We start from the raw sequence: 21,883 nt of genomic DNA on the forward strand, positions 1-21,883 counted from the left end.
TCACTCACTCGCCATCGGGGGCAGTTCCTTGATGAACGGCGGGTCGTAGTCGACCTTGCCGACCTTGGTCGCGCCGCCGGGCGAGCCCAGCTCGTCGAAGAAATCGACGTTGGCGTTCACGTATCCGCTCCACTGGTCCGGGGTGTCGTCTTCGTAGAAGATCGCCTCCACCGGGCACACCGGCTCACATGCACCACAGTCCACGCACTCGTCGGGATGGATGTACAGCATGCGACCGCCCTCGTAGATGCAGTCCACGGGGCATTCCTCGATGCATGCCTTGTCCTTCACGTCAACGCACGGTTCAGCGATGATGTACGGCACTGCCGCTCTCCTAGTCTGTCCTCGCCTGCGGGATAGTCCGCCCGGCGAAACCCTATCCCGGCACCCCACGTTACTACTGGTCAGCCTGCCCTAACTTCGGGCCCGGCGCACGCCGACGCGAGGCACGATTCGGACTCCGCCACCCGCCGTGCGCGCCGGGGACCACGTTGCGGGAGGTAGCGCCGGAGCGCGCGGCGGCGGGGCCGGAATTGCGCCGGTCCCGGCCGCCCGCACCCTCGAGCTGGAACCTCTTGTTGTCGCCGGAACCCGAAGCGATCGGCGTATCAGTCGACCAGTACCGCCTGCAGCCCCGGGGAGACGGACGATCCCCTGTGCTTCGGGACGCCATAGGTCGTCGTCCGCTCTCGGGCCGGCCGTCCGATGCCGGAGGCGATCTCCACCAGCTCGGCGACCGTCTTGGCCGAGCCGTGCTGCGAGCCCGCCATCCGGGAGATCGTCTCCTCCATCAACGTGCCGCCCAGATCGTTGGCTCCGCTGTTGAGCATCACCCGGGTGCCGGTGATGCCGAGCTTGACCCAGCTGGTCTGGATGTTGTGGATCCGGCCGTGCAGCATGATCCTGGCCAGGGCGTGCGCGGCGCGGTTGTCCCGGTTGGTCGGCCCCGGCCGCGCGGCGCCGGCCAGATACAGCGGCGCGCTCTGATGCACGAACGGCAGCAGCACGAATTCGGTGAAACCGCCGGTCTCGTCCTGGATGCCGCGCAGCACCCGCAGGTGCCCGACCCAGTGCTTCGGGTTGTCCACGTGGCCGTACATCATGGTCGAACTGGACCGGATGCCGACCCGGTGCGCCGTGGTGATCACGTCGATCCACGCCGAGGTGGGCAGTTTGCCCTTGGTGAGCACCCAGCGCACCTCGTCGTCCAGGATCTCCGCGGCGGTGCCGGGGATGGTGTCCAGCCCCGCCTCCTTCAGCGCGACCAGCCAGTCCCGCACGCTCTGACCGCCGCGCGAGGCGCCGTTCACGATCTCCATCGGGCTGAACGCGTGCACATGCATCGACGGCACCCGCTGCTTGACCGCCCGCACCAGGTCCGCGTACCCGGTGACCGGCAGGTCGGGGTCGATGCCGCCCTGCATGCAGACTTCGGTGGCGCCGTCGACATGCGCCTCCCAGGCCCGGTCGGCGACCTCTTCCGTGCTCAGGGTGAACGCGTCCGCGTCGCCCTTGCGCTGGGCGAACGCGCAGAACCGGCACCCGGTGTAGCAGATGTTGGTGAAGTTGATGTTCCGGTTCACCACGTAGGTGACATCGTCGCCAACGGTGTCGCGGCGCAGCTGATCGGCCAGCGCGGCGACCGCGTCCAGTTCCGCGCCGTCGGCCGTGGCCAGCGCGAGGTACTCGGCGTCGCTGAGCCCGGCCGGATCGCGTTCGGCGGCGCGCAGCGCGGCGAGCACGTCGGAGTCCAGCCGCTGCGCGGGGGCGACGGCGAGGTCGCGAGCCTGTTCGCGAATGGTGTCCCAGTCACCGAAGGCGCCGACGATGTCCTGCCCGAGCGCGGCATCGCTGCGGGCCTCGGTGTTGCGGCCCTCGGTGTCGATGGCGGTGTTGAGGTCGACGCGTCCGGCCGACTCCCAGGACTCGTCCGGCTCCTGCCAAGGCAGGCCGACCGGGATCGCGTCCGGATTCGCCAGCCCTGTGGCGGGGTCGGTGAGCGCGGCGACGTGCGCGCCGATTCGCGGATCGACCCACGGGTTGCCCGCGCGCACGTACTTCGGGTGCGCGGAGGTCCGCTCGACCAACTGATAGCCCGCCGCCTCCGTGATCTCCCGCAAAGTGTCCAGGTTCGGCCACGGCCGCTCGGGGTTCACGTGGTCGGGCGTCACCGGCGAGACGCCGCCCCAGTCGTCGATGCCCGCATGGATCAGCGCGCGGCACTCGGCGTGCGAGACCAGGTTGGGCGGCGCCTGCACCGGCACGTCCGGCCCGAGCAGGATGCGGGTGACGGCGATGGTGGCGAGGAATTCCTCCAGGCCCGCGTCCGGCACGTCCCGCATGGCGGTGTCGTCCTTGGCGCGGAAGTTCTGCACGATGACTTCCTGGATGTGCCCGAAAGCCTTGTGCTGCTTGCGAATCGCCATGATCGACTCGGCCCGCTCCGCCATCGTCTCACCGATGCCGACCAGGATGCCGGTGGTGTAGGGCACCGAGAGCCGTCCGGCGTCGGTGATGGCCCGCAGCCGCACGGCCGGGTCCTTGTCGGGGCTGCCGTAATGGCAGTTGCCCTTCTCGGTGAACAGCCGCGTCGAGGTGGTCTCCAGCATCATGCCCATGGACTGCGCCACCGGCTTGAGCCGCGCGATCTCCTCCCACGACATCACGCCCGGGTTCAGGTGCGGCAGCAGGCCGGTCTCTTCCAGCACCATGATCGACACGGCGCGCAGGTAGTCCAGCGTGGAGTCGTATCCGCGCTCGTCCAGCCACTGCGCGGCCTCCGGCCAGCGGTCCTCGGGCCGGTCGCCCAGCGTGAACAGCGCCTCTTTGCACCCCAGTGCCGCGCCCTTGCGGGCGATGTCGAGCACCTCGTCGGGCTCGAGGAACATGCCTTTGCCCTCGGCGCGCAACTTGCCGGGCACCGTCACGAAGGTGCAGTAATGGCACTTGTCCCGGCACAGCCGGGTCAGCGGGATGAAGACGTTGCGGGAATAGCTGATCGTCTTCGGACGCCCGGCTGAGGCCAGCCCGGCGTCGCGCACCCGCGCGGCGCTGCGGCAGAGATCGGCCAGGTCGTCGCCGGTGGCGTGCAGCAGCACGGCGGCCTCGTCCACGTTCAACGTGACACCGTCGCGGGCCCTGCGCAGCGCCCGGCGCATGGCCGAAGGACTGGGCGGCGCGGATGGGACGCTCGGGTTCGGTAGGTCGGTCACGCCCTCGATCATGCGCTACACATCCGGAACTGTCTCCCTCCAGTGCTGGTTGCGGCGAAGCGGGCCGGCCACGGCTCCGCTCGCCACGGAGCCCACGCGGGGACGCGGAGCGCCGTCGAGCGTTGACAACTGCGCGGTAGCCGAGGCTATTCCGTGCCGCCGCCCCGCGCTCGGTCCGCGACGGTGGGAGCCGATCCCGCCCGGACGACGCGGTCTCCTGTCGCGCCGCGAACCGACGACGGAGTCATGCTCGATCGGGTTGGCGCGCAGTCGATGTCGTCCAGCAAGGGGAAGCACCCGGCCACCCACCTGCGCGGGCGGCGGTGTCAGCATGAGCCGCCCATCGTCGACTGCGACAGCGACCCTGTCTTCGTGCAACTATTGGCAGCATGTCGCAGCCGCGCACGATCATGGCCGATCCGGCCTGGCGCCCCAGTCCGAAGGCGAAGCTCCTGTGGACCGTGCAGGCCGCCATCGCGTGGGTGATCCCGTTCGCGGCCCTGCTGGTGTGGGCGGTGCTCGACTCCGCGCATCGCGGGTGGCAGCTCGGATTCTTCCTGGTCGCGCTCGTGCCCGCCGCGCTGAACATCGGTGTCGCGCCGTGGTGGCGGTACGCGGTGCACCGCTGGGAGGTCACCGACGAAGCCGTGTACACCCGGGTCGGCTGGCTCACCCAGGAAAGCCGTGTGGCGCCGATCTCGCGGGTGCAGACCGTCGACACCGAACGCGGACCGCTCGAACGCCTGCTCGGGCTGGCGACGGTCACCGTGACCACCGCGTCCTCCGCAGGCGCGGTGCAGATCAGCGCGCTGGACCTGCCGGTCGCCGAACAGACCGTGACGCGGCTGACCCGGATCGCCGCCCAGCACCGCGGAGACGCGACATGAGCGCCGACGCGACCGACGCCGGGCAGCCCTGGCAGCGGCTGGACAAGCGGATGCTGCTGGTGCACCCGATCACCGAGGTGGTGAAGTTCATCCCCGTGCTGATCGGTTCGGTGATCCTCGGGACCAGCAGCGGCAACCACGTGTGGAGCGTCATCCCGCTCGCGTTGATCGTCGGGTTCGCGCTGACCCGCTGGTTCACCACCACGTATCGGGTCGGGCCGACGCACGTCGAGCTGCGCACCGGGCTGCTGGAACGCAAGAAACTGTCGGTGCCCCGGTCGCGGATCCGCTCGGTGGACATCGAAGCCGACCTGCTGCACCGGGCCCTCGGGCTGGCGGTGCTGGCGATCGGCACCGGCCAGCAGGCGGATTCGGGTGAGAAGTTCAAGCTCGACGCGCTGGACGCCCGCGTCGTCCCGCCGTTGCGCGCCACGCTGCTCGCCCATACGGCGGACCGCGGCGCTGCGGAGGAGGCCCGAAAACAGCCGCAGCACAACGAATCCGGCGGTTTCACCGCAGCGCGCACCCGGGCGCGCGAGATCGGGCACTGGCGTCCGGCGTGGGTGCGCTACGCCCCGCTGTCGCTGACCGGCTTCGCGATCATCGCGCCGATCGTCGGCTTCGCGCTGCAATACGGGCTCGGTGAGATCGTCTTCCGGTCCGACGCGGTGCACGACGTGGAAGACGGCGGCGTGCTCGTCCTCGCGCTCGCCGGGGTCGCGCTGCTCGGCGTCATCGTCGTCGTGGTCAGCGCTGCCGCGTGCGCGCACTACCTGTCCACGTATTTCGGACTGCGCGTCCGAGACGACGGCAAGACCTTGCAGCTGCGCCACGGCTTGTTCACCACCCGCCAGATCACCCTCGACCGGGCCCGGTTGCGCGGAGCGACGGTGTCCGAGCCGCTGCTGCTGCGCTTGGCGGGCGGCGCCGAGCTCGAGGCGATCATGACCGGCGAGAACCCCCGGCAGCGGATCCTTCCGCAGTCCCCGCGCGGCGCCGTTGAGCACACCCTCGGCCATCTGCTCGCCCCGGAACAATTGCGCGACAACGACATTCCCGTCCGTCCGGACGCGCTGCCCACCGGTGCCGGCGCGGCGGACGCGCACACCGTCCCTGCGCCCGGCAGCGCCCCGCTGATCGCGCACGGCGCGGCCGCCCGGCGACGCAGACATACCCGCGCACTCGCGCCGGTCGTGCTCATCGCCGCCGCGCTGGCCGTCATCTCGCTTGCGGGGCAGCACTATTCGCCGTGGTGGTGGCTGCTGCCCGGCTTGGCGCTGCCGCTCGCGCTCGCCCTCGCCGAGGATCGTTACCGCGGCCTCGGGCACGCGGTGCTGCCCCGCACCACCGACAACCCCGCCTGGCTGATCACGCGGGCCGGATCGCTCGACCGCGACCGCGACTGCCTGGAGGCCCCCGGCGTGATCGGCTGGACCGTGCGCCAGACCTTCTTCCAACGCCGCGCCGGAGTCGCCACCGTCATCGCGGCCACCGCCGCGGGCAAGAAACGCTACGCGGTGGTCGACCTTCCCGCCGACCGCGCGTGGGAACTCGTCGAAGCCGTCACACCGGGACTGTCCGGCGCGCGCTGAAGCCACCCGGCAAGTGTCGCTGATCGGTTGCCGATCGACGGCAGAGTTCAATGGACGCCGTGGTGACCAAGACCGAGCCGCACCATGCGGAGCCACGGATCGCCGACCGCAGGCTCCGGCAGATGCAGCGGGCGGACAAGTTCCGGCTGACCGCGGTGGGCGGGCTCGCCGCGCTCTCGCTGGACGCGTTGTCCAGCGTGGCCTACGGGCCGGAGGCGATCGTGCTGGTGCTGATGGCGGCGGGAGCGGCGGCCGTCTCCTGGACGCTACCGGTGGCCTGCGCGATCGCCGCGCTGTTGCTGGTGCTGGTGCTCTCCTATCGGCAGGTGATCGCGGTGCACCCGGACGGCGGCGGCGCGTACGCGGTCGCCAAGAAACAGCTCGGCAGGCCCGCCGCCCTGCTCGCGGCCGCGAGCCTGGTCGTGGACTACGTGCTGACCGTCGCGGTCAGCCTCGCCGCGGGCGCGGCCAGCTTGGCCAGCGCGTTCCCCGCCCTGGCCGACGAACTGCTGCCGATGACGCTGATCGGGCTCGCGGCGCTGACCGTGATCAACCTGATCGGGGTGGCGGAATCGGCGCGGGTGCTGATGGGGCCCGCGATCCTGTTCGTCCTCCTCATCGGCGGCGTCATCGTCGTAGGACTGCTGCGGCCGGAGCCGGTCGCGCTGATCGGCGGCGACCCCGGCCCGATCGAGCCGGTCGAGGCGCTCGGAATCGTCCTGCTGCTCAAAGCCTTCGCGGCGGGATGCTCATCGCTGACCGGTGTGGAGGCGATCGCCAACGCCGTGCCCGCATTCCGCACCCCCGCCGTGCGCCGCGCGCAGCACACCGAGGTGGCGCTGGGCATCCTGCTCGGCGCGATGCTGCTCGGGCTGGCCGTGCTGATCCGCGCGCACCACGTGACGCCGCGCCCGGACGTGACCATCCTGGCCCAGCTGGCGGCAGGGGCGTTCGGCACCGGCTGGCTGTTCTACCTCGCCAACCTGGCGGTCACCGCCGTGCTGTTGCTCGCGGCGAACACCAGTTTCGGCGGGCTTCCGGTCCTGCTCGCACTGCTGGCCAAGGACCGAAGGGCGCCGTCGCTGTTCGCGCTGCGGTCCGAACGTCCGGTCTTCCGATACGGTGTCAGCGCCCTTGCCTTGCTCGCGGGGCTGGTGCTGCTCGCGGTCGACGCCGAAACCCACCGGCTGCTACCGGTTTTCGCGATCGGCGTCTTCATCGGGTTCACCATCAGCCAGAGCGGCCTGGTGCTGCACTGGTGGCGCGCACGTGAGCGCGGGTGGTTGCCGCGCGCGCTGCTGAACGGATTCGGCGCGACGCTAACCGCCGTCGCGGGCGTCGTGCTGCTGGCGGAGAAGTTCACCGAGGGCGCGTGGCTGCTGCTGCTCATCGTTCCCGCGCTGGTAACCCTCTTCTTTCGGATCGAGAACTACTACGGCGAGGTCGCCGGCCAGCTGCGGCTGCGCGAGATCCCGCCGAAGCCGCGCCCCGCGCCGGAGGCGAAGGAACTGGTCGTCGTCCCGGTGGTCACCATGAGCGAGGTGACCTATCGCGCCGTGGAAGCCGCCTTGCGCATGCGGGGGGAGATCGTCGCGGTGGCCGCCGACATCGATCCCGCCACGACCAAACGGCTCAGCGCCCAGTGGAAACAGTGGAACCCGGGCGTGCCGCTCGCGGTGCTCCCGTGCCCGCATCGCAGCCTGGTGGCCACCCTCGTCGGCTACGTCCGCAAGCAGACCGACGCCGGGCTCGGCGTCACCGTGCTGCTCGCGCACGTCGAAGCCAGGCACTGGTGGCAACGGCCGCTGCACAATCCGCGCGGACCGGTGCTCACCGCCGCGTTGCGCGTTCGCACCGAAGCCGTGATCGCGACCCTGGCGGTCCGGCTCGCGTGAGTCAGCTTCGGCCGAAGACGCGCGCGTTCGCCTGGATATAGAGATAGGCCAGCGGCGGCAACAGCCCGGCGAACAGCAACAGCGCCGTCCGCCAATCACTGCCGAGCAGAACGTCACCGCCCGGTCCGGCGCTGGCGCACACCAGGAAGCCGAATGCCCAGGCGACGACCGGAAGGCCGAGCAGCGCGGGACGCCGCGTGACCGATCGCGCGCCCATGACGAGCAGGACGTTCACCACTCCGGCCAGCACGGCGGAGACCGGGAACGCGACCGAGCCCAGATAGGTCGGCAGATACAGCACCTCGAGCGCCAAAGTGAGCAGGGCATCCACGATCAGTACGACGAGGATCAGCGGGCCGAGCAAGCCGACGGTGAGTCGGGTGGCGCCGGATGCCACGGAAGCGCGATCGCCTGCGGGGTCGTCGACCGTGGTCGTCACGGCACCGGCGGGTAGCCGAGGAGGGTCAACAGGTGACTCTGCATGTCGGCGAACGCGTACAGCACCGTCATATACAGGTCGTGCTGCTCCTGCCAGTGCGGCCGCATGCTGTCGACGAACGCCGCGATCGCGTTCTGGACCTCCCAGTTGTACATACTGCCGAGTCTATTCCGGCTCGACCGGGCGCATGATCAATTCTCCTGGTCGGCAGGCACGGCGGCGACCACGCAGGATTCGCCGGTGGAGCCGCCACGCTCCGCGGCGATGGCCAGCACCCGCTTACGCGCGGCGAACCAGCCGACGATCAGCGCGGGGACGATCAGGGCGATGGTCGCGACCGTCCAGGTCCCCACCGGATAGTCGAAACCGGTCAGCACGACGACGAAGAACAGGAACACCAGCGTGAGCAGACCGGTGTACGGCGCGCCGAACATGCGGAACGCGGGCCGCTGGACGCGTCCGCGCACCGACCAGCGCCACAACTGCAACTGGCACAACACGATGGTGGCCCAAGAGGCGACGATGCCGAGCGAGGCCATGTTGAGCACGATCTCGAACGCCTGATCCGGGACGAGGCCGTTGAGCGCGATGCCGACCAGCGCGATCAGGCTGGTGAGCAGGATGCCGCCATAGGGAACGCCGTTGCCGCCCATCACCCCGGTGAATCCCGGGGCGCTGCCGTTCATCGACATCGAGCGCAGGATGCGGCCGGTCGAGTACAGACCGGCGTTCAGGCTGGAGAACGCCGCGGTCAGCACCACCAGATTCATCACGCTGCCGATGCCGGGGACGCCGAGCATGGTGAAGAAGGTGACGAACGGACTCTCGTCGGCGGTGTAGTGCGTGTAGGGCAGCAACAGCCCGAGCAGAATCAGCGAGCCGACGTAGAAGACGGCGATCCGCAGGATCACCGAATTGATCGCCCGGGGCATGATCTTCTCCGGGCGCTCCGTCTCACCCGCGGCGGTGCCGACCAGTTCCACGGCGGCGTAGGCGAACACGACACCGGACACCACCACGACCAACGGCATGACGCCGGTCGGGAACAGGCCGCCGTGATCGGTGACGACGCTGGGCCCGGTCGCGGCGCCCTGCACGGTGAAGCGGCCGAGCAGGAAGATCGTGCCGACGATCAGGAACGCGCTGAGCGCGAACACCTTCACCAGCGCGGCCCAGAACTCCATCTCACCGAACCACTTCACCGACACCAGGTTGATGCCGAGCACGATGACCAGCGCGGCCAGCGCCAGCAGCCACTGCGGAACGGCGGAGAACCCCGACCAGTAGTGGAAGTACTGCGCGATCGCGGTGGTGTCGGCGATGCCGGTCATCGACCAGTTCAGGAAGTACATCCAGCCTGCGACGAACGCCGCCTTCTCACCGAAGAACTCGCGCGCGTAGGACACGAACGACCCGGACGACGGCCGGTGCAGAACCAGTTCGCCGAGCGCGCGCAGGATGAGGAACGCGAAGAACCCGCACACGCCGTAGACCAGGAACAATCCCGGTCCGGCACTGGCCAGTCTGCCACCGGCGCCGAGGAACAGGCCGGTGCCGATGGCGCCGCCGATCGCGATCATCTGCAGTTGCCGCGGCTTCAGACTCTTGTGGTACCCGTGGTCCTCGATGCCGAGGTGGGCGTTGTCGCCGGGCGCTGTCATGAACCGACGGATCCTCCGTTTCGATGTCGCGAGATCACGCCGAACGGTACCCGCCGTTTCGATGCGGCCCACTGCCAGCCCTGGGGGTACAGGACCACGCTGCCCGGACAAGTTCCGGAACAGACGGGCGAATTATGTGAAATGTCCGAAATCGTGCACGGCGCCCGCGTCGGCACCGCTTGATTTCGTCACTCGAGTCCGGCGAACAGATCGTGCTCCCGCCCGTCCGGCCCGAGCGGACCGCGCCGGCCCCGCACCAGAATGAAATGCTCCTCCGGAAGCACCGGCTGAGCGACGTTGTTCGACAGGGCGAATTCCCGGCCCGACGGCGCGAGGGTGATCTGGGTGGCGTGCGCCCGCAGCGCGGAGCGCTTGGCCGCCAGCACCTCGGAAACGTCGATCGTGGTGGTCACCGCGTCGCTGGGCACGCTCGCGAGTTCCCCTTCGGCCGGCAGCCGCCATCCGGGCGGCAACGCGCCCGGCAGGCCTGCGGCCGTGCGCCTGGCCAGCGCGGCGGTGTGCAGACGCAGCATGTCGGCGTCGGTGACCGTCCAGTAGTACTTCGGGACGTCCCAGCCCTCGCCTGCGGCGGCGTGCACCGCGGCCGCGGTGATCTCGTGCGCCCGGATGTGGTCCGGGTGGCCGTAGCCGCCGTTCGGGTCGTAGCCGACCACCACGCGGGGTCGCAGGCGAAGCACCACGTCCGTGAGCGCCCGTACCGCCTCGTCGCCGGAGCGCGCGAACGTGCGTGGCTTGTTCGCGGCGGGCGTGCCCGCCATCCCGGAGTCGCGCCAGCGTCCCGCGCCTCCGAGGAACTGCGGCGGCCCGGCGTCCAGCGCAGCCAGTGCGCGGGTCAGTTCGAGAACGCGATACCCGCCGAGCTGGTCGGCGTGGTCCGCGACGAGCAGCGCCCACTCGTCGCCGATCACCTCGCCCTCCTCACCGAGGGTGCAGGTCACCACCGTGACCGGCACCCCGCGACGGCGGTAGTGCGCGATCGTGCCGCCGGTGGTGATGGACTCGTCGTCCGGGTGGGCGTGGACCAGCAGCAGCCCACCGGTCGCCGCGGTCACGGGATCCTGCGCCACATGGACGCGTCGCCGAAGATGCCGACCTGGATCGCGCCGCTGAGCGAGGCGCCGTCCAGCCGGGGACCGGACGCGGCGACGGCGTTGTCCTGCACGATCGGCAGCACCGTCGCCATGGCCCACAGCTTGGGCTCCGCTTCGGCGAGCACCCGTCCCACGTCGCCGCCCCGCAGCGCGTCATCGATCGCGGGTTGCAGGGTCGGATCGCATACGCCGGACAGGTTGCTCGGCGCTCGCTGCGCCGCCTCGGCGATGGCCTGCGCCGGGCCGGTGACGCCGGGCAGCGCGGGCGGCGGGCATCCGTATCGGGACGCCAGCACGGTCGCCGGATCGGAACCGGCCACCTCCCAGCCGACGATCGCGTCGACCGTGCCCTCCAGCAATTCCTTGCCGTACAGCTCGTCGGCGGGGACGCTGCGCACCGTCGCGTCGATGCCCGCGCTGCGCAACTGGTCGGCGGCGGTATTGGCCACGGCCAGCGCGGTGGCGTCCCGATCGACCGCGCCGATGCGGATGGTCAGCGGCTTGCCGTCCTTGCCGACGGTGCGCGGCTGCGGGGCGGGCGAGGTCGGGGATGCGACGGGCGGCGGCTCGGGCGCCCGGCCGTACCCCGCGGCGGCGAGCAGCGCGAACGCCTCCTCCGCCGACGGCCGCGGCGGAGCGGTCGGGGCATATCCGGGATCGGACGGGGCGAGCACCTGCGCGCGAGCGGGTTCCACCCAATTGCCGGTCTGCGCGCCGACCGTGGCCAGCAGGGCCGGATCCAGCAGGGCGAGCACACCCGAGCGGACCCTGGGGTCGCTCAGATCGCCCTTGCGCCCGTTGAGCGCCATGTGCAGCACCCGGGACTGCGGCATGATCGCGGTCCGCACCGACGGGATCGCCCCCAGTTGCGCCTGGGTCGCCACGCCCCCGTGCACCAGCGCCATCTGCACGTCGCCGGTGCGCAGCGAGCCCGCCAGCTGCGCGGGCGTGCCGCCGCGGCGCAGCAGGATCTGACCCGGCATCGCCGGTGTGCCCCAGAAGCGGTCGTTGCGTTCCAGCAGCATCTCGTCGCGGCCGGGATCCGCCGAGCGGATGCCGAACGGCCCTCCGGACACTCGGACGCCGTTGACCTGACCGTTCATTCCCCTGGCGAACCCGCCGGGGGCGTCCTTGAGCAGATGCGACGGCAGCAGATCGGTGAACAGCTCGCGCCAGCCCGGGTAGGGCTGCGTCATCACGACGGTGACCGTCTTGCCGCCCGCAGAGGAATTGACGTCCGAGATCATCCGGTAGCCCGCCGGGTCGACGACCCCGGGCTCGGAGATCATCTCCTGCCACAGGTAGCGGAAGTCCTCGGCCGCGATCGGCGCACCGTCCGACCAGGACGCTTCGTTGCGCAGCTTGTAGGTGATCGTGAACGGTTCCTGCGCGGTGACTTCGGCGGAGACCAGCAACGACGAATCCGGCACCCAGGCCGTCGCCCCCGGCCGGGCCGGATCGAGCACCGGCCGGAACGGGCTCGGCAGCACCAGCGACGCGATCGCCGAGGTCGCGGCGGACTGGTCCGAGCGCAGGTGGGGGTTGAACGCGGTGCCGATGGTGTCCAACGCGACGACCACGGTCGTCTCCGCGGGTTTGACCGGGGTGGTCTTCGGGCTGTCGGTGCTCTCGATGGGCGGCGGCGGATTCGCCGCACAGCTGCTGATCAACGTCAGCACTGCCACGGCCGGCAACAACGTGCGCCACGCTGCGCGTTTTCCTGCGCCCACTTTCACGCTCGGGAACTCTACCGCACGCTCGAGTCCGTTCCCAGATTCCTGTGCCGGGCAGGGAAACAACGCGGTCGCGCGGATATCGCGGAGCGGAAACACAACAGCGCCACGGGGTCGGCATGGATCGTCCGTACCGTCCGGAACCCCGGCAAATTCCGGGCATACCTTGCCGATGCAATAGCAGGCCGTGCCGGTGCGCAAGCGGTTCGGCAATTCGATACGCATCGGGCTCGTTCGTGCGACGTCGAGCGATATGGACTTCGAGCTGGAAGTGAACAGTCACGCCGACACGCTGAACACAAGGCGACCGCGATTCGCCGGCACACCATCCGGCGGGTACGGCGGACGACCACGCCTTCTACCTGGTCCGACCACAGCTAGTCGTCCGTCGGCGGAGAAAGCTCGCGGCGGAGACTACCCGGGACGAACGAGGCGCGATAAGCAAAGCGCCCACCCTTTTATCTCGATCGAACCGCGCAAGACATCAATGCAAGCCGCGGTAAAGAATTCCAGAATATTTCCGACCGGTCGAGCGTATCCGGGAACCAATTCGTGCGCAGGCGCCGATTCCGCATCGGAACACCGAACTGATCAAAAATATGCACAGAGCAACCGGAACTTTTCGATGACGCCGCACCCCGCTTCACCGCAACACATCACGGCAACGTAATTCTTCCGATCGCCACCGCGACGCCTCCTGATCGCGATGTATTCCGGCGGCATCCGGATGCGCACGAATCGAAAGCAAGCCCGCGGCTCACCACGGGCGCGCACGGCCGCGACCTGCGGTTCCGCCCGGTATTCGGTGCCACTCGCCGCGACACCGAATACCCTGCGGCGAAAGCGATTACAGCGCGGCGCGGTCGCGTGCCTTGCGCCGCGACAGTTCCCGTGCGCGCTCGTTCTGCGCGAGGATCACCTTGCGCACCCGCACCACCTCCGGGGTGACCTCGACGCACTCGTCGGCGGCGCAGAACTCCATGGCGCCTTCGAGATCCAGCTGCAACGGCTTGGCCAGGGTCTCGATCACGTCGGCGGTGGAGCTGCGCATGTTGGTCAGCTTCTTCTCGCGGGTGACGTTGATGTCCAGGTCCTCCGCGCGCGGGTTGACGCCGACGACGTGCCCCTCGTAGGTGTCCGCGCCCGGCTCGACGAAGAACTGGCCGCGGTCGGCGAGCTGGATCATGGCGAACGGCGTCACCGTGCCCGCCCGGTCGGAAACCAGCGAGCCGGTGTGCCTGGCCCGGATCTCGCCCGCCCACGGCGCGTAACCGTGCGACACGGCGTTGGCGATGCCGGTGCCTCGGGTCTCGGTGAGGAAGTCGGTGCGGAAGCCGATCAGGCCACGCGAGGGAACGATGAACTCCATCCGCACCCAGCCCGCGGCGTGGTTGCTCATCTGCACCATCTTGCCCTTGCGCGCGGCCAGCAACTGGGTGATCGCGCCGAGGTACTCCTCCGGGCAGTCGATGGTCAGCTCCTCGTACGGCTCGTGCACCTTGCCGTCGACCTGCTTGGTGACCACCTGCGGCTTGCCCACGGTCAGCTCGAAGCCCTCGCGGCGCATGGTCTCCACCAGGATGGCCAGCGCCAGCTCGCCGCGGCCCTGCACCTCCCAGGCGTCGGGGCGCCCGATGTCCAGCACGCGCAGCGACACGTTGCCGACCAGTTCCTGGTCCAGGCGCGCCTTCACCATGCGGGCGGTCAGCTTGTGCCCCTGCACCCGGCCGACCAGCGGCGAGGTGTTGGTGCCGATGGTGACCGAGATGGCGGGCTCGTCGACGGTGATGCGCGGCAAGGCGACCGGGTTGTCGATATCGGCGAGCGTATCGCCGATCATGATCTCCGGGATGCCCGCGATGGCGACGATGTCGCCCGCGACGGCCAGCTCACCCGGCTTGCGCTCCACGCCGACGGTCTGCAGCAGTTCGGTGATCTTCACCTGCTTCACGCCGTCGGCGTGCATCCACGCGACGTTCTGCCCCTTGCGCAGTTCGCCGTTGTGGATGCGCACCAGCGCGAGGCGGCCGAGGAACGCCGAGGCGTCGAGGTTGGTGACGTGCGCCTGCAGCGGCGCGGACGGATCGCCCTTCGGCGCGGGGATGTGCTCGAGCAGCACGTCGAACAGCGCGTCCAGGTTCTCCGCGTCCGGAGCGTTGCCGTTGTCCGGACGCTCCTTGGACGCCTTGCCTTCGCGCCCGGAGGCGTACAGCACCGGAAGATCCAGCGCGAGTTCGGCGGCCTCGGCGGCGGCGTCGTCCAGATCGGAGGCCAGGTCGAGCAGCAGGTCGTGGCTCTCCTCGACGACTTCCTCGATGCGGGCGTCGGGACGGTCGGTCTTGTTCACGACCAGGATCACCGGCAGCGACGCGGCCAGCGCCTTGCGCAGCACGAACCGGGTCTGCGGCAGCGGCCCCTCGGACGCGTCCACCAGCAGCACCACGCCGTCCACCATGGACAGCCCGCGCTCGACCTCGCCACCGAAGTCGGCGTGGCCGGGGGTGTCGATGACGTTGATCACGGTGACCGAGCCGTCCGGGTGGTGCCGGTGCACCGCCGTGTTCTTGGCGAGAATGGTGATGCCCTTCTCGCGTTCCAGGTCGCCGGAGTCCATCACGCGATCGACGGGCTCGGCCCGCTCGGCGAAGGCGCCCGACTGGCGCAGCATGGCGTCGACCAGGGTCGTCTTGCCGTGGTCGACGTGGGCCACGATGGCGACGTTGCGAAAATCGCGTGCAGACGACACGCCTGAATCCTCCTGCTGTTCGGTGTTGGAGCCGACGGTGCTCGGTGTCCGGCGCGCACGGACTCTCCGTGGTTACGCAGGCTGCCGCCTCCGGGGCCTGACGCACGCGCCGGGCTCCCTGCAGAACAGGGGAGAATCGAAACTCACCAGGCATCGCGGCGAACTACACCCTACCGGCAGTCCACTCGTGGCACCGTTTCAGCCTTTGTACTAAGGGTATGCTAACCGCCGTGGGCAAGGTCAAAGCCAAGAAGGTTTCGAGCCTGAAACCGAAGAAGAAGTGCTGTCGGAAGAAGACGCGCTGCCTGAAGTGCCCCGTGGTCATCATGCGGATGAAGAAGTGCGAAGCGGCCGGTGTGACCGGCAAGGATCTGAAGAAGGCACTCAAGCAGGCGCGCGCTGCCTGACCCCCGCCGCCACCCTTTCCGGGGCGGCCCGAGGCGAGTAGTAAGGAGTGTTATGGCGCAGCAGACACTGCTCTCCGATACCGAAATCGCCGAAGCGCTCACCGAATTGCCGGAGTGGTCCAGATCAGGGGACGCCCTGATCCGCACCGTCGAAGCGGCCACCTTCCCCGCGGGCATCGAGCTGGTGCGCCGGGTCGCCGAAGTCGCGGAGGAGGCCAACCATCATCCCGACATCGATATCCGCTGGCGCAAGGTCACCTTCAGCTTGTCCACCCACTCCGCGGGCGGCCTCACCGCCTTGGACGTCGCGCTGGCACACGAAATAGATCGACTGTGTTGAATTTGCAGCGCCTGCGGCGCTGCGTGTTCGCGGCCCCTTGTGGCTCGCGTCCGAGTGACCGCCGCTTGCTCCTTCGTCGCGGACACGGCGGTCACTCGGACGCGAGCCGGGCCGCGAACGGCGGATGCTCGGTCTCGCTTCGCTCGAAACCTGTGGTTACGGTGCGCTGGGCACGTCGGTGTCAATGCCCGCGATCAGGCGTACGCGGTTCGTAGGGGCTGATTGTCGGCTGGGCCGACCATCCGCTCGCTGCCTTCGTCGCCTACGCGGTGGCCACGCGCACGCGAGCCGGGCCGCGAACGGCGGATGCTCGGTCTCGCTTCACTCGAAAGACTTGGTCGGGGTGAGCTGGGCGCGACAATATGGGATCTGCGGCATTTGAGTGCACCTGCGGTCGAAGATCCACACGGGCGGTGACTTTCCGGGCACGGCGAGCGACACCTATGCGGCGCGCGCGGTGCCCTCGGTCGGCACGGGAGTTCCTTCGTCCGCGGCCGGGCGCGCGTAGCGAGTTCCGAAGCGGATCACCCAGAGGTAGAGCACCACGACGCCGAGCGCGTCGACGGCGCCGAGCCAGGCCAGCACGCCAGGGCGCGAGATGGTCCAGATCGAATCCTGGAAGAACGACAGCACCCACGGCGCCCCGACGAGCATGGTCACCAGCCAGTACCCGGCGATGATCCGCGCGCCGGGCGCCCGGCGCAGCGGCCCGTACACCAGCCACAGCACCGTCGGCAGCAGCCACACCCAGTGATGCGACCACGAGATGGGCGAGACCATCAGCCCGAACAGTTGCACCACGATCAACGTGCCGAGCCGGTCGTCCCGGCCGAGCGCGCGCCAAGCCAGGAACGCCAGCGCCGCGACCACCAGCACGGCCGCGATCCACCACGGGCCCGATTGCACGTCGTAGCCGAGGATCCGGCTCAGCGTGCCGCGCAGCGATTGGTTCCACACCGACCCCACGGGGCCGATCCGGTCGGCGTCGCCGAGCAGTGTGCCGAAATACTGGCGCGCTTCCGCCGGTGCGATCAAGAAACTCAGCCCGACCGTCGCACCGAAGACCACGGCCGACCACACCACCGTCGCCCAGCGCCTGCGCGCGACGAAATACAACCCCGTGATCGCGGGCGTCAGCTTGATGCCCGCGACTATCCCGACCAGTCCGCCGGAGAGCCACCACCGGGAACTGCGCACCGCCAGCATCCCGCCGAGCACCAGGAAGACATTGACCTGGCCGTAATCCATCGTGGTTCGCACCGGCTCCAGCCACAGCCCCAGCGCGGTCCAGCCGACGGTGGCGGCCCGCCAGCGCGGCGTGCGCAAGCGCTGCGCCCCGAACAGCAGTTCCAGACTGATGTGCACCACCGCGTACAGCGCCGCGGCGATGGCCAGCAACCAAGCGACGGCGACCAGGGTGAACGGCAGATAGTGCAACGGGAAGAAGACCACTGCCGCGAAAGGCGGATAGGTGAACGGCAACGGGAAGTCCGGGGTCTTCTCCGCATACGTGAAGTCGTAGAGATGATCGGTCAGCAGCGCGGCCGATCCGCCGACGTAGACGTGCAGGTCGACGAGGTTCATCCCGTTCGGGGACAGCAGCATCCACAGCAGCCGGGCCAGCACGGACAGGCCGAGCACCGACACGGCCCATCGGAGATGACGATTCAAATCGCTGGCTTTCGGCTCGAGTGCGGTGCGTCGGTTCGGCACGCCCGGACTTGGATGTTCTGGCGACAGCGCGGACGGCACCGATTAGATTAACCGCAGCTCGAATCCGGTCGGTTCCCCCCTCGAACCACCGATAACATTTGCATCAACTTTCACACCAGTAACATCAGGGCGCGGTATCTTCTGCTGACACTGTTCGTCCACGGCGGCTTCCGGACCCCGCGGCTGTACACATAGCCGCAATGTCCCTAGAGTGACCCCGGAAACGATGGCTTTTAGCAATCGAACCCTGATGTACCCGAGGTAAGGACGGCCAGACCAGTGCTTCGCACCCGAGGATCGCGGATCGCATTGTCCGCACTCGTCATCGCGGCGAGTGCCACGCTCGCCGCGCCGACGACAGCAATCGCGGCCCCCGCCACCGCCCACGCGGCGGCTACGAACAGCGTTCCCATGGTTCCCGAAGGTGTTCCGGTGGACGCGCTGGCCGCGCTCGCCCCAGCCATCGTCGGCGCCATCGCGGGCCCCGCTGATATCGCGAGCCCCGCGGGCATCGCGGGACCGCAGTCGGCCATCCTCGATCAGGCGCGCAGGCTGCTGGCCACCTTGAACCTTCCCCCGCAGATCAAGTCCACGCTCGAACGGATCATCACCTTCCTGGACGGCAGCGGCGGCGGAGGCCCCGAGGTGCCGCAGGACGGCCCGGTGATCGCCCAGTTCCTGTACCCGAGCATCGGCAAGGGCTGCATCGGCCCGTCCGCCGACTCGGTGGGCACCGCCCTGGCCGTGCCGGGCCCCGCCACGCTGCCTCCGCCCGGCCCGCAGGCGGGTCAGACCGGTTTCGTCTTCACCGCGCTCGGCACCAAGGGGCCGACGCCCGTGCAGGATCCGCCGATGACGGTGCAGTGGCTGAACCTCGACACCCGTCAGTCCGGCGTCCTGCCGCTGACCGACGAGGCCAAGATCAACCCGGACGGCCCCGCCACGCTGTCCGCGATCGCCGACACGGGCAGCGGCCGCGTCGTCGCGGTGGTCTCCGGCTCGCTGACCACCAAGGCCGCTGACGCGGAGGCGCGGACCTGCTCGTTCCTGCCGACGCTCGGATTCTTCACCGTAGGCTGAGCCTCCGGCCGAGGGCGGCGACTCCATCGGGGTCGCCGCCTTCGTCGTTTTCGGGAATTCCGCGAATACCGCTACGGATCTGCCGCACCGCCACACGAGGGGGCGGGACTGTGGTAGACCGCTATCTATGGCGACCACCGATTGCGCGATACCCACGGACTGGTCGAGCCGGCCGGGTCATTCGATCCGCAGCAGGCGCTCGCACCGTTCCATTCTGTCGATCCGCTCGGAGGGGTCGATCCTCTCGATCGGCTCGGCCTATTCGATCCTGTCCATCGGCAGCGTGGGATCGGTGCTGTCGATCGGATCGGTAGGGTCGTTCGGGTCGGCGATCTCCTCGTTCTCTTTCGCCAGCCTCGGTTCCGCGTTCTCCGGCCTGTCCAGGTGGTCGCTGTTCTCGTGGCTCGGCGACCACGAGGCCCCGGACAGCCGCCCTTCCCTGCGGGTGGTCCCCGACGACGAGCCCGACCTGCGCGTCACCCCGATCAGCCACTGCCAGACGTAGCTGTGTTCGTTTTTCCAGCTGTGTTTGTTCGGCCGCGACTGCGTCGCGGCGTGTTCGCGGCTGCTCGGTCTCGCTTCGCTCGAAAGACGTGGTTGCGGTGAGCCGGGCCGTTAGGCACCGATCTCACCATCGGGGTGCACCGTTCCGGGACGCTGGCATGCTGGGCCTAGCAACACGCTCCAAAGGCGTCCATCGGGCAGCCACCGGGAGCCATCTTCGTGGCGCCGCCGGGTAGCCGAACGCGATAGACACCGAGCCGCATTCCTGACCTCTCAGGTCATACAGCTGGGGCGTTAGCCGGGACAAGCGGGCGTGGCCGCTGTACAGAGCGTCGAGCGGTCGGCCCGCCGAAAAGGATGAGGATAGCGATGCGGCGCGTTCTCACCACTGCCCATATTGGGGGGTGAGCACGTTGTTCACATCGATCCCCACCCCGTCGATGGATTGCTTGTCGATCTCGAACTGGTGCAGGTTGGCGGCAGGGTGCACGAAACCTTTGGGCGTGCCCCAGTTGTGCTGCCAGTACCAGGAGCCCAAGCCTGCGGCACTGGCCAGTTCGATGGTCGGGGTGTTCGCGTAGACGCCGGTGTTCTGCGGGCCGAGCACGGACTGCCAGCCCAGCAGGTACGGGGCGATCATGGTGGCGAAGTCGACCGGAGACGGGTTGTCGTCGATGGACGCGTAGATCGGTACGTTGTCCGGGCCGCCGGCGGCGCGGTGCAACGCGAGCCCGCGCTCGGCGTGCCGCTTGCCCGCTTCCAGCCCGCCGCGCCAGTCCGCCGTCGGCCCCTTGCCGAACTGGTAACAGGACACGATCTGCAGACCGGCCGCTTTGAGGTCATCGACCTCCGCTGATCGCAAGGGTTTGCCCGCCATCCATTCGGCGCCGGGCCTGCGATCGGACACGTAGCGGATCACGCCGATATGTCCCGCGTCGCGAATCGCCGCGGCGGAGGGAACACCACCGGCGTAGTCGATGAGAGTGCCGAGCGCCGGCCGAGCGGAGGCGGGAGCCGCGGCGCTCAGGCCCACCACGGCCGCCGCGGCCGCGTAGGCGAACAGATCACGCCGGGATACCGAATTGGAACGCATCGTCGACTCCTTCGCGCAACCCGACATGGATGGCAGCGTGCCCGGCGCACCTTCCCCAAACCACCGCGCGCCGGGAGCCTCGAACGTGAACTCATTTCACCACATTCACATTGGAACCGCTAGACCCAGGAGAATCACATTTCACTTTCGCCACATGGGCTCAGTGCCGCGGCCGGCTCACACGATGCCGTCGATGCGCGCGGCGACATCGATGGTGCGCATCGCTGGGTCGGCCAGTTCTTTGCGGACAACCGCAGCCACCTGGGCCACGACCTGCTTCTTTATCCCGGCGAGCGCGCCGAGGGCGGCGGCGCGGGCGCCGTGGGCGGTGAACTCTATCCGGATGTCGGCCGGGTCCGGCGGCGGCACGTCGATCACCACACGCAAGGGATCGGCGGCGCGGGCGGTGAGCACCAACGGCACCTCGAGGTCGGCGCGATAGCGGTTGGCTTTCAGCACGTCGACCGTGATGTCCAGGCCCACCGGCAACGTCAGGTCGAACGCGACCGGATTTGCCGACCGATCCGCCAGCCGCGGCATCCGCACCTGCCCCCGGACGGTCACGACAGCGCCTGCCCGCGGGCCCGTCCGTAGCGGCCCGACCTCGATCGGCCGGCCCGCCAGCCGTTCCACCACGTCACATACCCGTTCCCGCGTCACGATGCGGGAGAAGAACCGATGCCCGAACTCGTCGTAGCCGATCCAGTCGAACGCGAGCCGGTCCCGATGCGGCGAGCGCTCGCGCGCCACCATGGCCTCGACGTCGAACACCAGTCCCCGGCGGGTCTGCGGATCGGCCAGCATGGCGTTCACCCTGGAGGCGACCTCGCGCTGCACCACACCCGCGATCGGGTCGAGCAGCCATTCCCACGCCGAGTCCACCGCTTGGGCGCGTAGGACGAAGCTGATGTCGCGCTGGGTGATCGGCGGGATGTCGATGACGATGAGCACGGGTTCGGCGGTGCGGGCGTGCAGGATCAGATCGATTTCCACCCTGGCCTCCAGCCGCAGTTTCCGGCCGCCGAGCAGCACCTTCAAGGTGAGCGATACGGGGACGGTCACCTCGAAGGTCACCTTCGGGCCGCTGCGCAGGACGCGCGGGGCGCCGACCTTTCCCTCGGCGACGAAGCCTGCGAGTCCGGCCGGGCCGATCGAGACGGGGCCGATGGTCATGCCGCGGCCCGTCATGCCGGAGATGGCGGACTCGATACGAGCGGCGTTCACGGCGTGCGTGACGAAACGCTCGCCGAACTCGGCGTAATCGATCCAGCCGGGCGCACTGCTCGGTTCGTCGGTCGGATGCATCGCTAGTTCCGCAACCCTCACCTCTCGATGGACACCCGACACGGTACGCGACCGATCTCGTCCCACCCCGGAACGCACTGCTGTGCGCCCGAGATCCCCGTCCTGCCGATGAGGGGGAAGCAGGGCGGGGACCGGCGGCGGCGCTGCCGGGCGCCGCCGCCTCC

Annotated in this window: 18 protein-coding genes; 7 read left to right on the forward strand and 11 right to left on the reverse strand. The window is 69.2% G+C overall.

The genetic code is table 11. The features are described 5' to 3' along the window. On the reverse strand, positions 1-324 hold the full coding sequence (fdxA, locus tag ACH49X_RS28590; RefSeq protein ID WP_014987978.1) for a ferredoxin: 324 nt from the start codon (positions 322-324) through the stop codon (positions 1-3). Between the two features lie 284 nt (positions 325-608). Further along, positions 609-3,224: a bifunctional FO biosynthesis protein CofGH gene (locus tag ACH49X_RS28595; protein WP_357209295.1), complete on the reverse strand. Its 2,616-nt coding sequence runs from the start codon at positions 3,222-3,224 to the stop codon at positions 609-611. A 377-nt stretch (positions 3,225-3,601) separates the two neighbouring features. Here ACH49X_RS28595 and ACH49X_RS28600 point away from each other — a divergent pair, with 377 nt between their 5' ends. From ACH49X_RS28600 to ACH49X_RS28610, 3 genes are all read left to right on the forward strand, one after another. Beyond that, entirely contained in the window at positions 3,602-4,099 is a 498-nt protein-coding gene (locus ACH49X_RS28600) for a PH domain-containing protein (RefSeq protein ID WP_357112442.1), read from the forward strand. Further along, positions 4,096-5,691, forward strand: coding sequence for a PH domain-containing protein (locus tag ACH49X_RS28605; RefSeq protein ID WP_357209293.1), 1,596 nt, complete (start codon positions 4,096-4,098; stop codon positions 5,689-5,691). Before ACH49X_RS28600 ends, ACH49X_RS28605 begins: the two co-directional genes overlap by 4 nt. A 62-nt stretch (positions 5,692-5,753) precedes the next feature. After that, entirely contained in the window at positions 5,754-7,586 is a 1,833-nt protein-coding gene (locus tag ACH49X_RS28610; protein ID WP_397071347.1) for an APC family permease, read from the forward strand. Position 7,587: 1 nt separating this feature from the next. On the opposite strand, the gene ACH49X_RS28615 is transcribed toward ACH49X_RS28610, so the two are convergent. The 6 genes from ACH49X_RS28615 to typA all read right to left on the reverse strand — a co-directional run bounded on the left by ACH49X_RS28615 (position 7,588) and on the right by typA (position 15,277). Further along, positions 7,588-8,025: a hypothetical protein gene (locus ACH49X_RS28615; RefSeq protein ID WP_323124754.1), complete on the reverse strand. Its 438-nt coding sequence runs from the start codon at positions 8,023-8,025 to the stop codon at positions 7,588-7,590. Continuing rightward, positions 8,022-8,180 (reverse strand): hypothetical protein, encoded by a 159-nt coding sequence (locus ACH49X_RS28620; RefSeq protein WP_169332723.1) that lies wholly within the window; start codon positions 8,178-8,180, stop codon positions 8,022-8,024. The genes ACH49X_RS28615 and ACH49X_RS28620 overlap by 4 nt, the downstream gene beginning before the upstream one ends. Positions 8,181-8,216: 36 nt before the next feature. Beyond that, positions 8,217-9,686 carry an amino acid permease gene (locus ACH49X_RS28625; RefSeq protein WP_195082612.1) on the reverse strand — a complete coding sequence of 490 codons (1,470 nt, stop codon included), beginning with the start codon at positions 9,684-9,686 and terminating at the stop codon, positions 8,217-8,219. Positions 9,687-9,874: 188 nt separating this feature from the next. Continuing rightward, entirely contained in the window at positions 9,875-10,759 is an 885-nt protein-coding gene (gene mshB / locus ACH49X_RS28630; RefSeq protein WP_195082611.1) for an N-acetyl-1-D-myo-inositol-2-amino-2-deoxy-alpha-D-glucopyranoside deacetylase, read from the reverse strand. Beyond that, entirely contained in the window at positions 10,756-12,483 is a 1,728-nt protein-coding gene (locus ACH49X_RS28635; RefSeq protein ID WP_323124755.1) for an ABC transporter family substrate-binding protein, read from the reverse strand. Before ACH49X_RS28635 ends, mshB begins: the two co-directional genes overlap by 4 nt. A gap of 895 nt (positions 12,484-13,378) precedes the next feature. Beyond that, positions 13,379-15,277, reverse strand: a complete 1,899-nt coding sequence (gene typA / locus ACH49X_RS28640; RefSeq protein ID WP_195082609.1) for a translational GTPase TypA — start codon at positions 15,275-15,277, stop codon at positions 13,379-13,381. A 230-nt stretch (positions 15,278-15,507) separates the two neighbouring features. Here typA and ACH49X_RS28645 point away from each other — a divergent pair, with 230 nt between their 5' ends. Together ACH49X_RS28645 and ACH49X_RS28650 are read left to right on the forward strand one after the other, a co-directional pair. Further along, a complete protein-coding gene (locus ACH49X_RS28645) occupies positions 15,508-15,684 on the forward strand; it encodes a hypothetical protein (RefSeq protein WP_085994939.1) in 177 nt (58 codons plus the stop codon). 52 nt (positions 15,685-15,736) lie between these two features. Next, positions 15,737-16,024: a 4a-hydroxytetrahydrobiopterin dehydratase gene (locus tag ACH49X_RS28650; protein ID WP_357209290.1), complete on the forward strand. Its 288-nt coding sequence runs from the start codon at positions 15,737-15,739 to the stop codon at positions 16,022-16,024. 441 nt (positions 16,025-16,465) lie between these two features. On the opposite strand, the gene ACH49X_RS28655 is transcribed toward ACH49X_RS28650, so the two are convergent. Continuing rightward, positions 16,466-17,764, reverse strand: a complete 1,299-nt coding sequence (locus ACH49X_RS28655) for a mannosyltransferase (RefSeq protein WP_397071405.1) — start codon at positions 17,762-17,764, stop codon at positions 16,466-16,468. Positions 17,765-18,016: 252 nt separating this feature from the next. On the opposite strand from ACH49X_RS28655, the gene ACH49X_RS28660 reads away from it, so the two are divergent. Both ACH49X_RS28660 and ACH49X_RS28665 read left to right on the forward strand, forming a co-directional pair. Further along, the gene (locus ACH49X_RS28660) at positions 18,017-18,817 is read left to right on the forward strand and encodes a hypothetical protein (protein ID WP_195082606.1); all 801 of its coding nucleotides are present in this window, start codon (positions 18,017-18,019) and stop codon (positions 18,815-18,817) included. A 127-nt stretch (positions 18,818-18,944) separates the two neighbouring features. Beyond that, a complete protein-coding gene (locus ACH49X_RS28665; protein ID WP_195082605.1) occupies positions 18,945-19,322 on the forward strand; it encodes a hypothetical protein in 378 nt (125 codons plus the stop codon). Positions 19,323-19,703: 381 nt separating this feature from the next. On the opposite strand, the gene ACH49X_RS28670 is transcribed toward ACH49X_RS28665, so the two are convergent. Further along, entirely contained in the window at positions 19,704-20,414 is a 711-nt protein-coding gene (locus ACH49X_RS28670) for a DUF1906 domain-containing protein (RefSeq protein ID WP_195082604.1), read from the reverse strand. 177 nt (positions 20,415-20,591) lie between these two features. Further along, on the reverse strand, positions 20,592-21,719 hold the full coding sequence (locus ACH49X_RS28675) for a hypothetical protein (RefSeq protein WP_357208319.1): 1,128 nt from the start codon (positions 21,717-21,719) through the stop codon (positions 20,592-20,594). Positions 21,720-21,883 lie beyond the last annotated feature (164 nt).

Origin of the sequence: Nocardia sp. NPDC019323, from assembly GCF_044389845.1 — a bacterium.
Taxonomy (GTDB): Bacteria; Actinomycetota; Actinomycetes; order Mycobacteriales; family Mycobacteriaceae; genus Nocardia; species Nocardia implantans.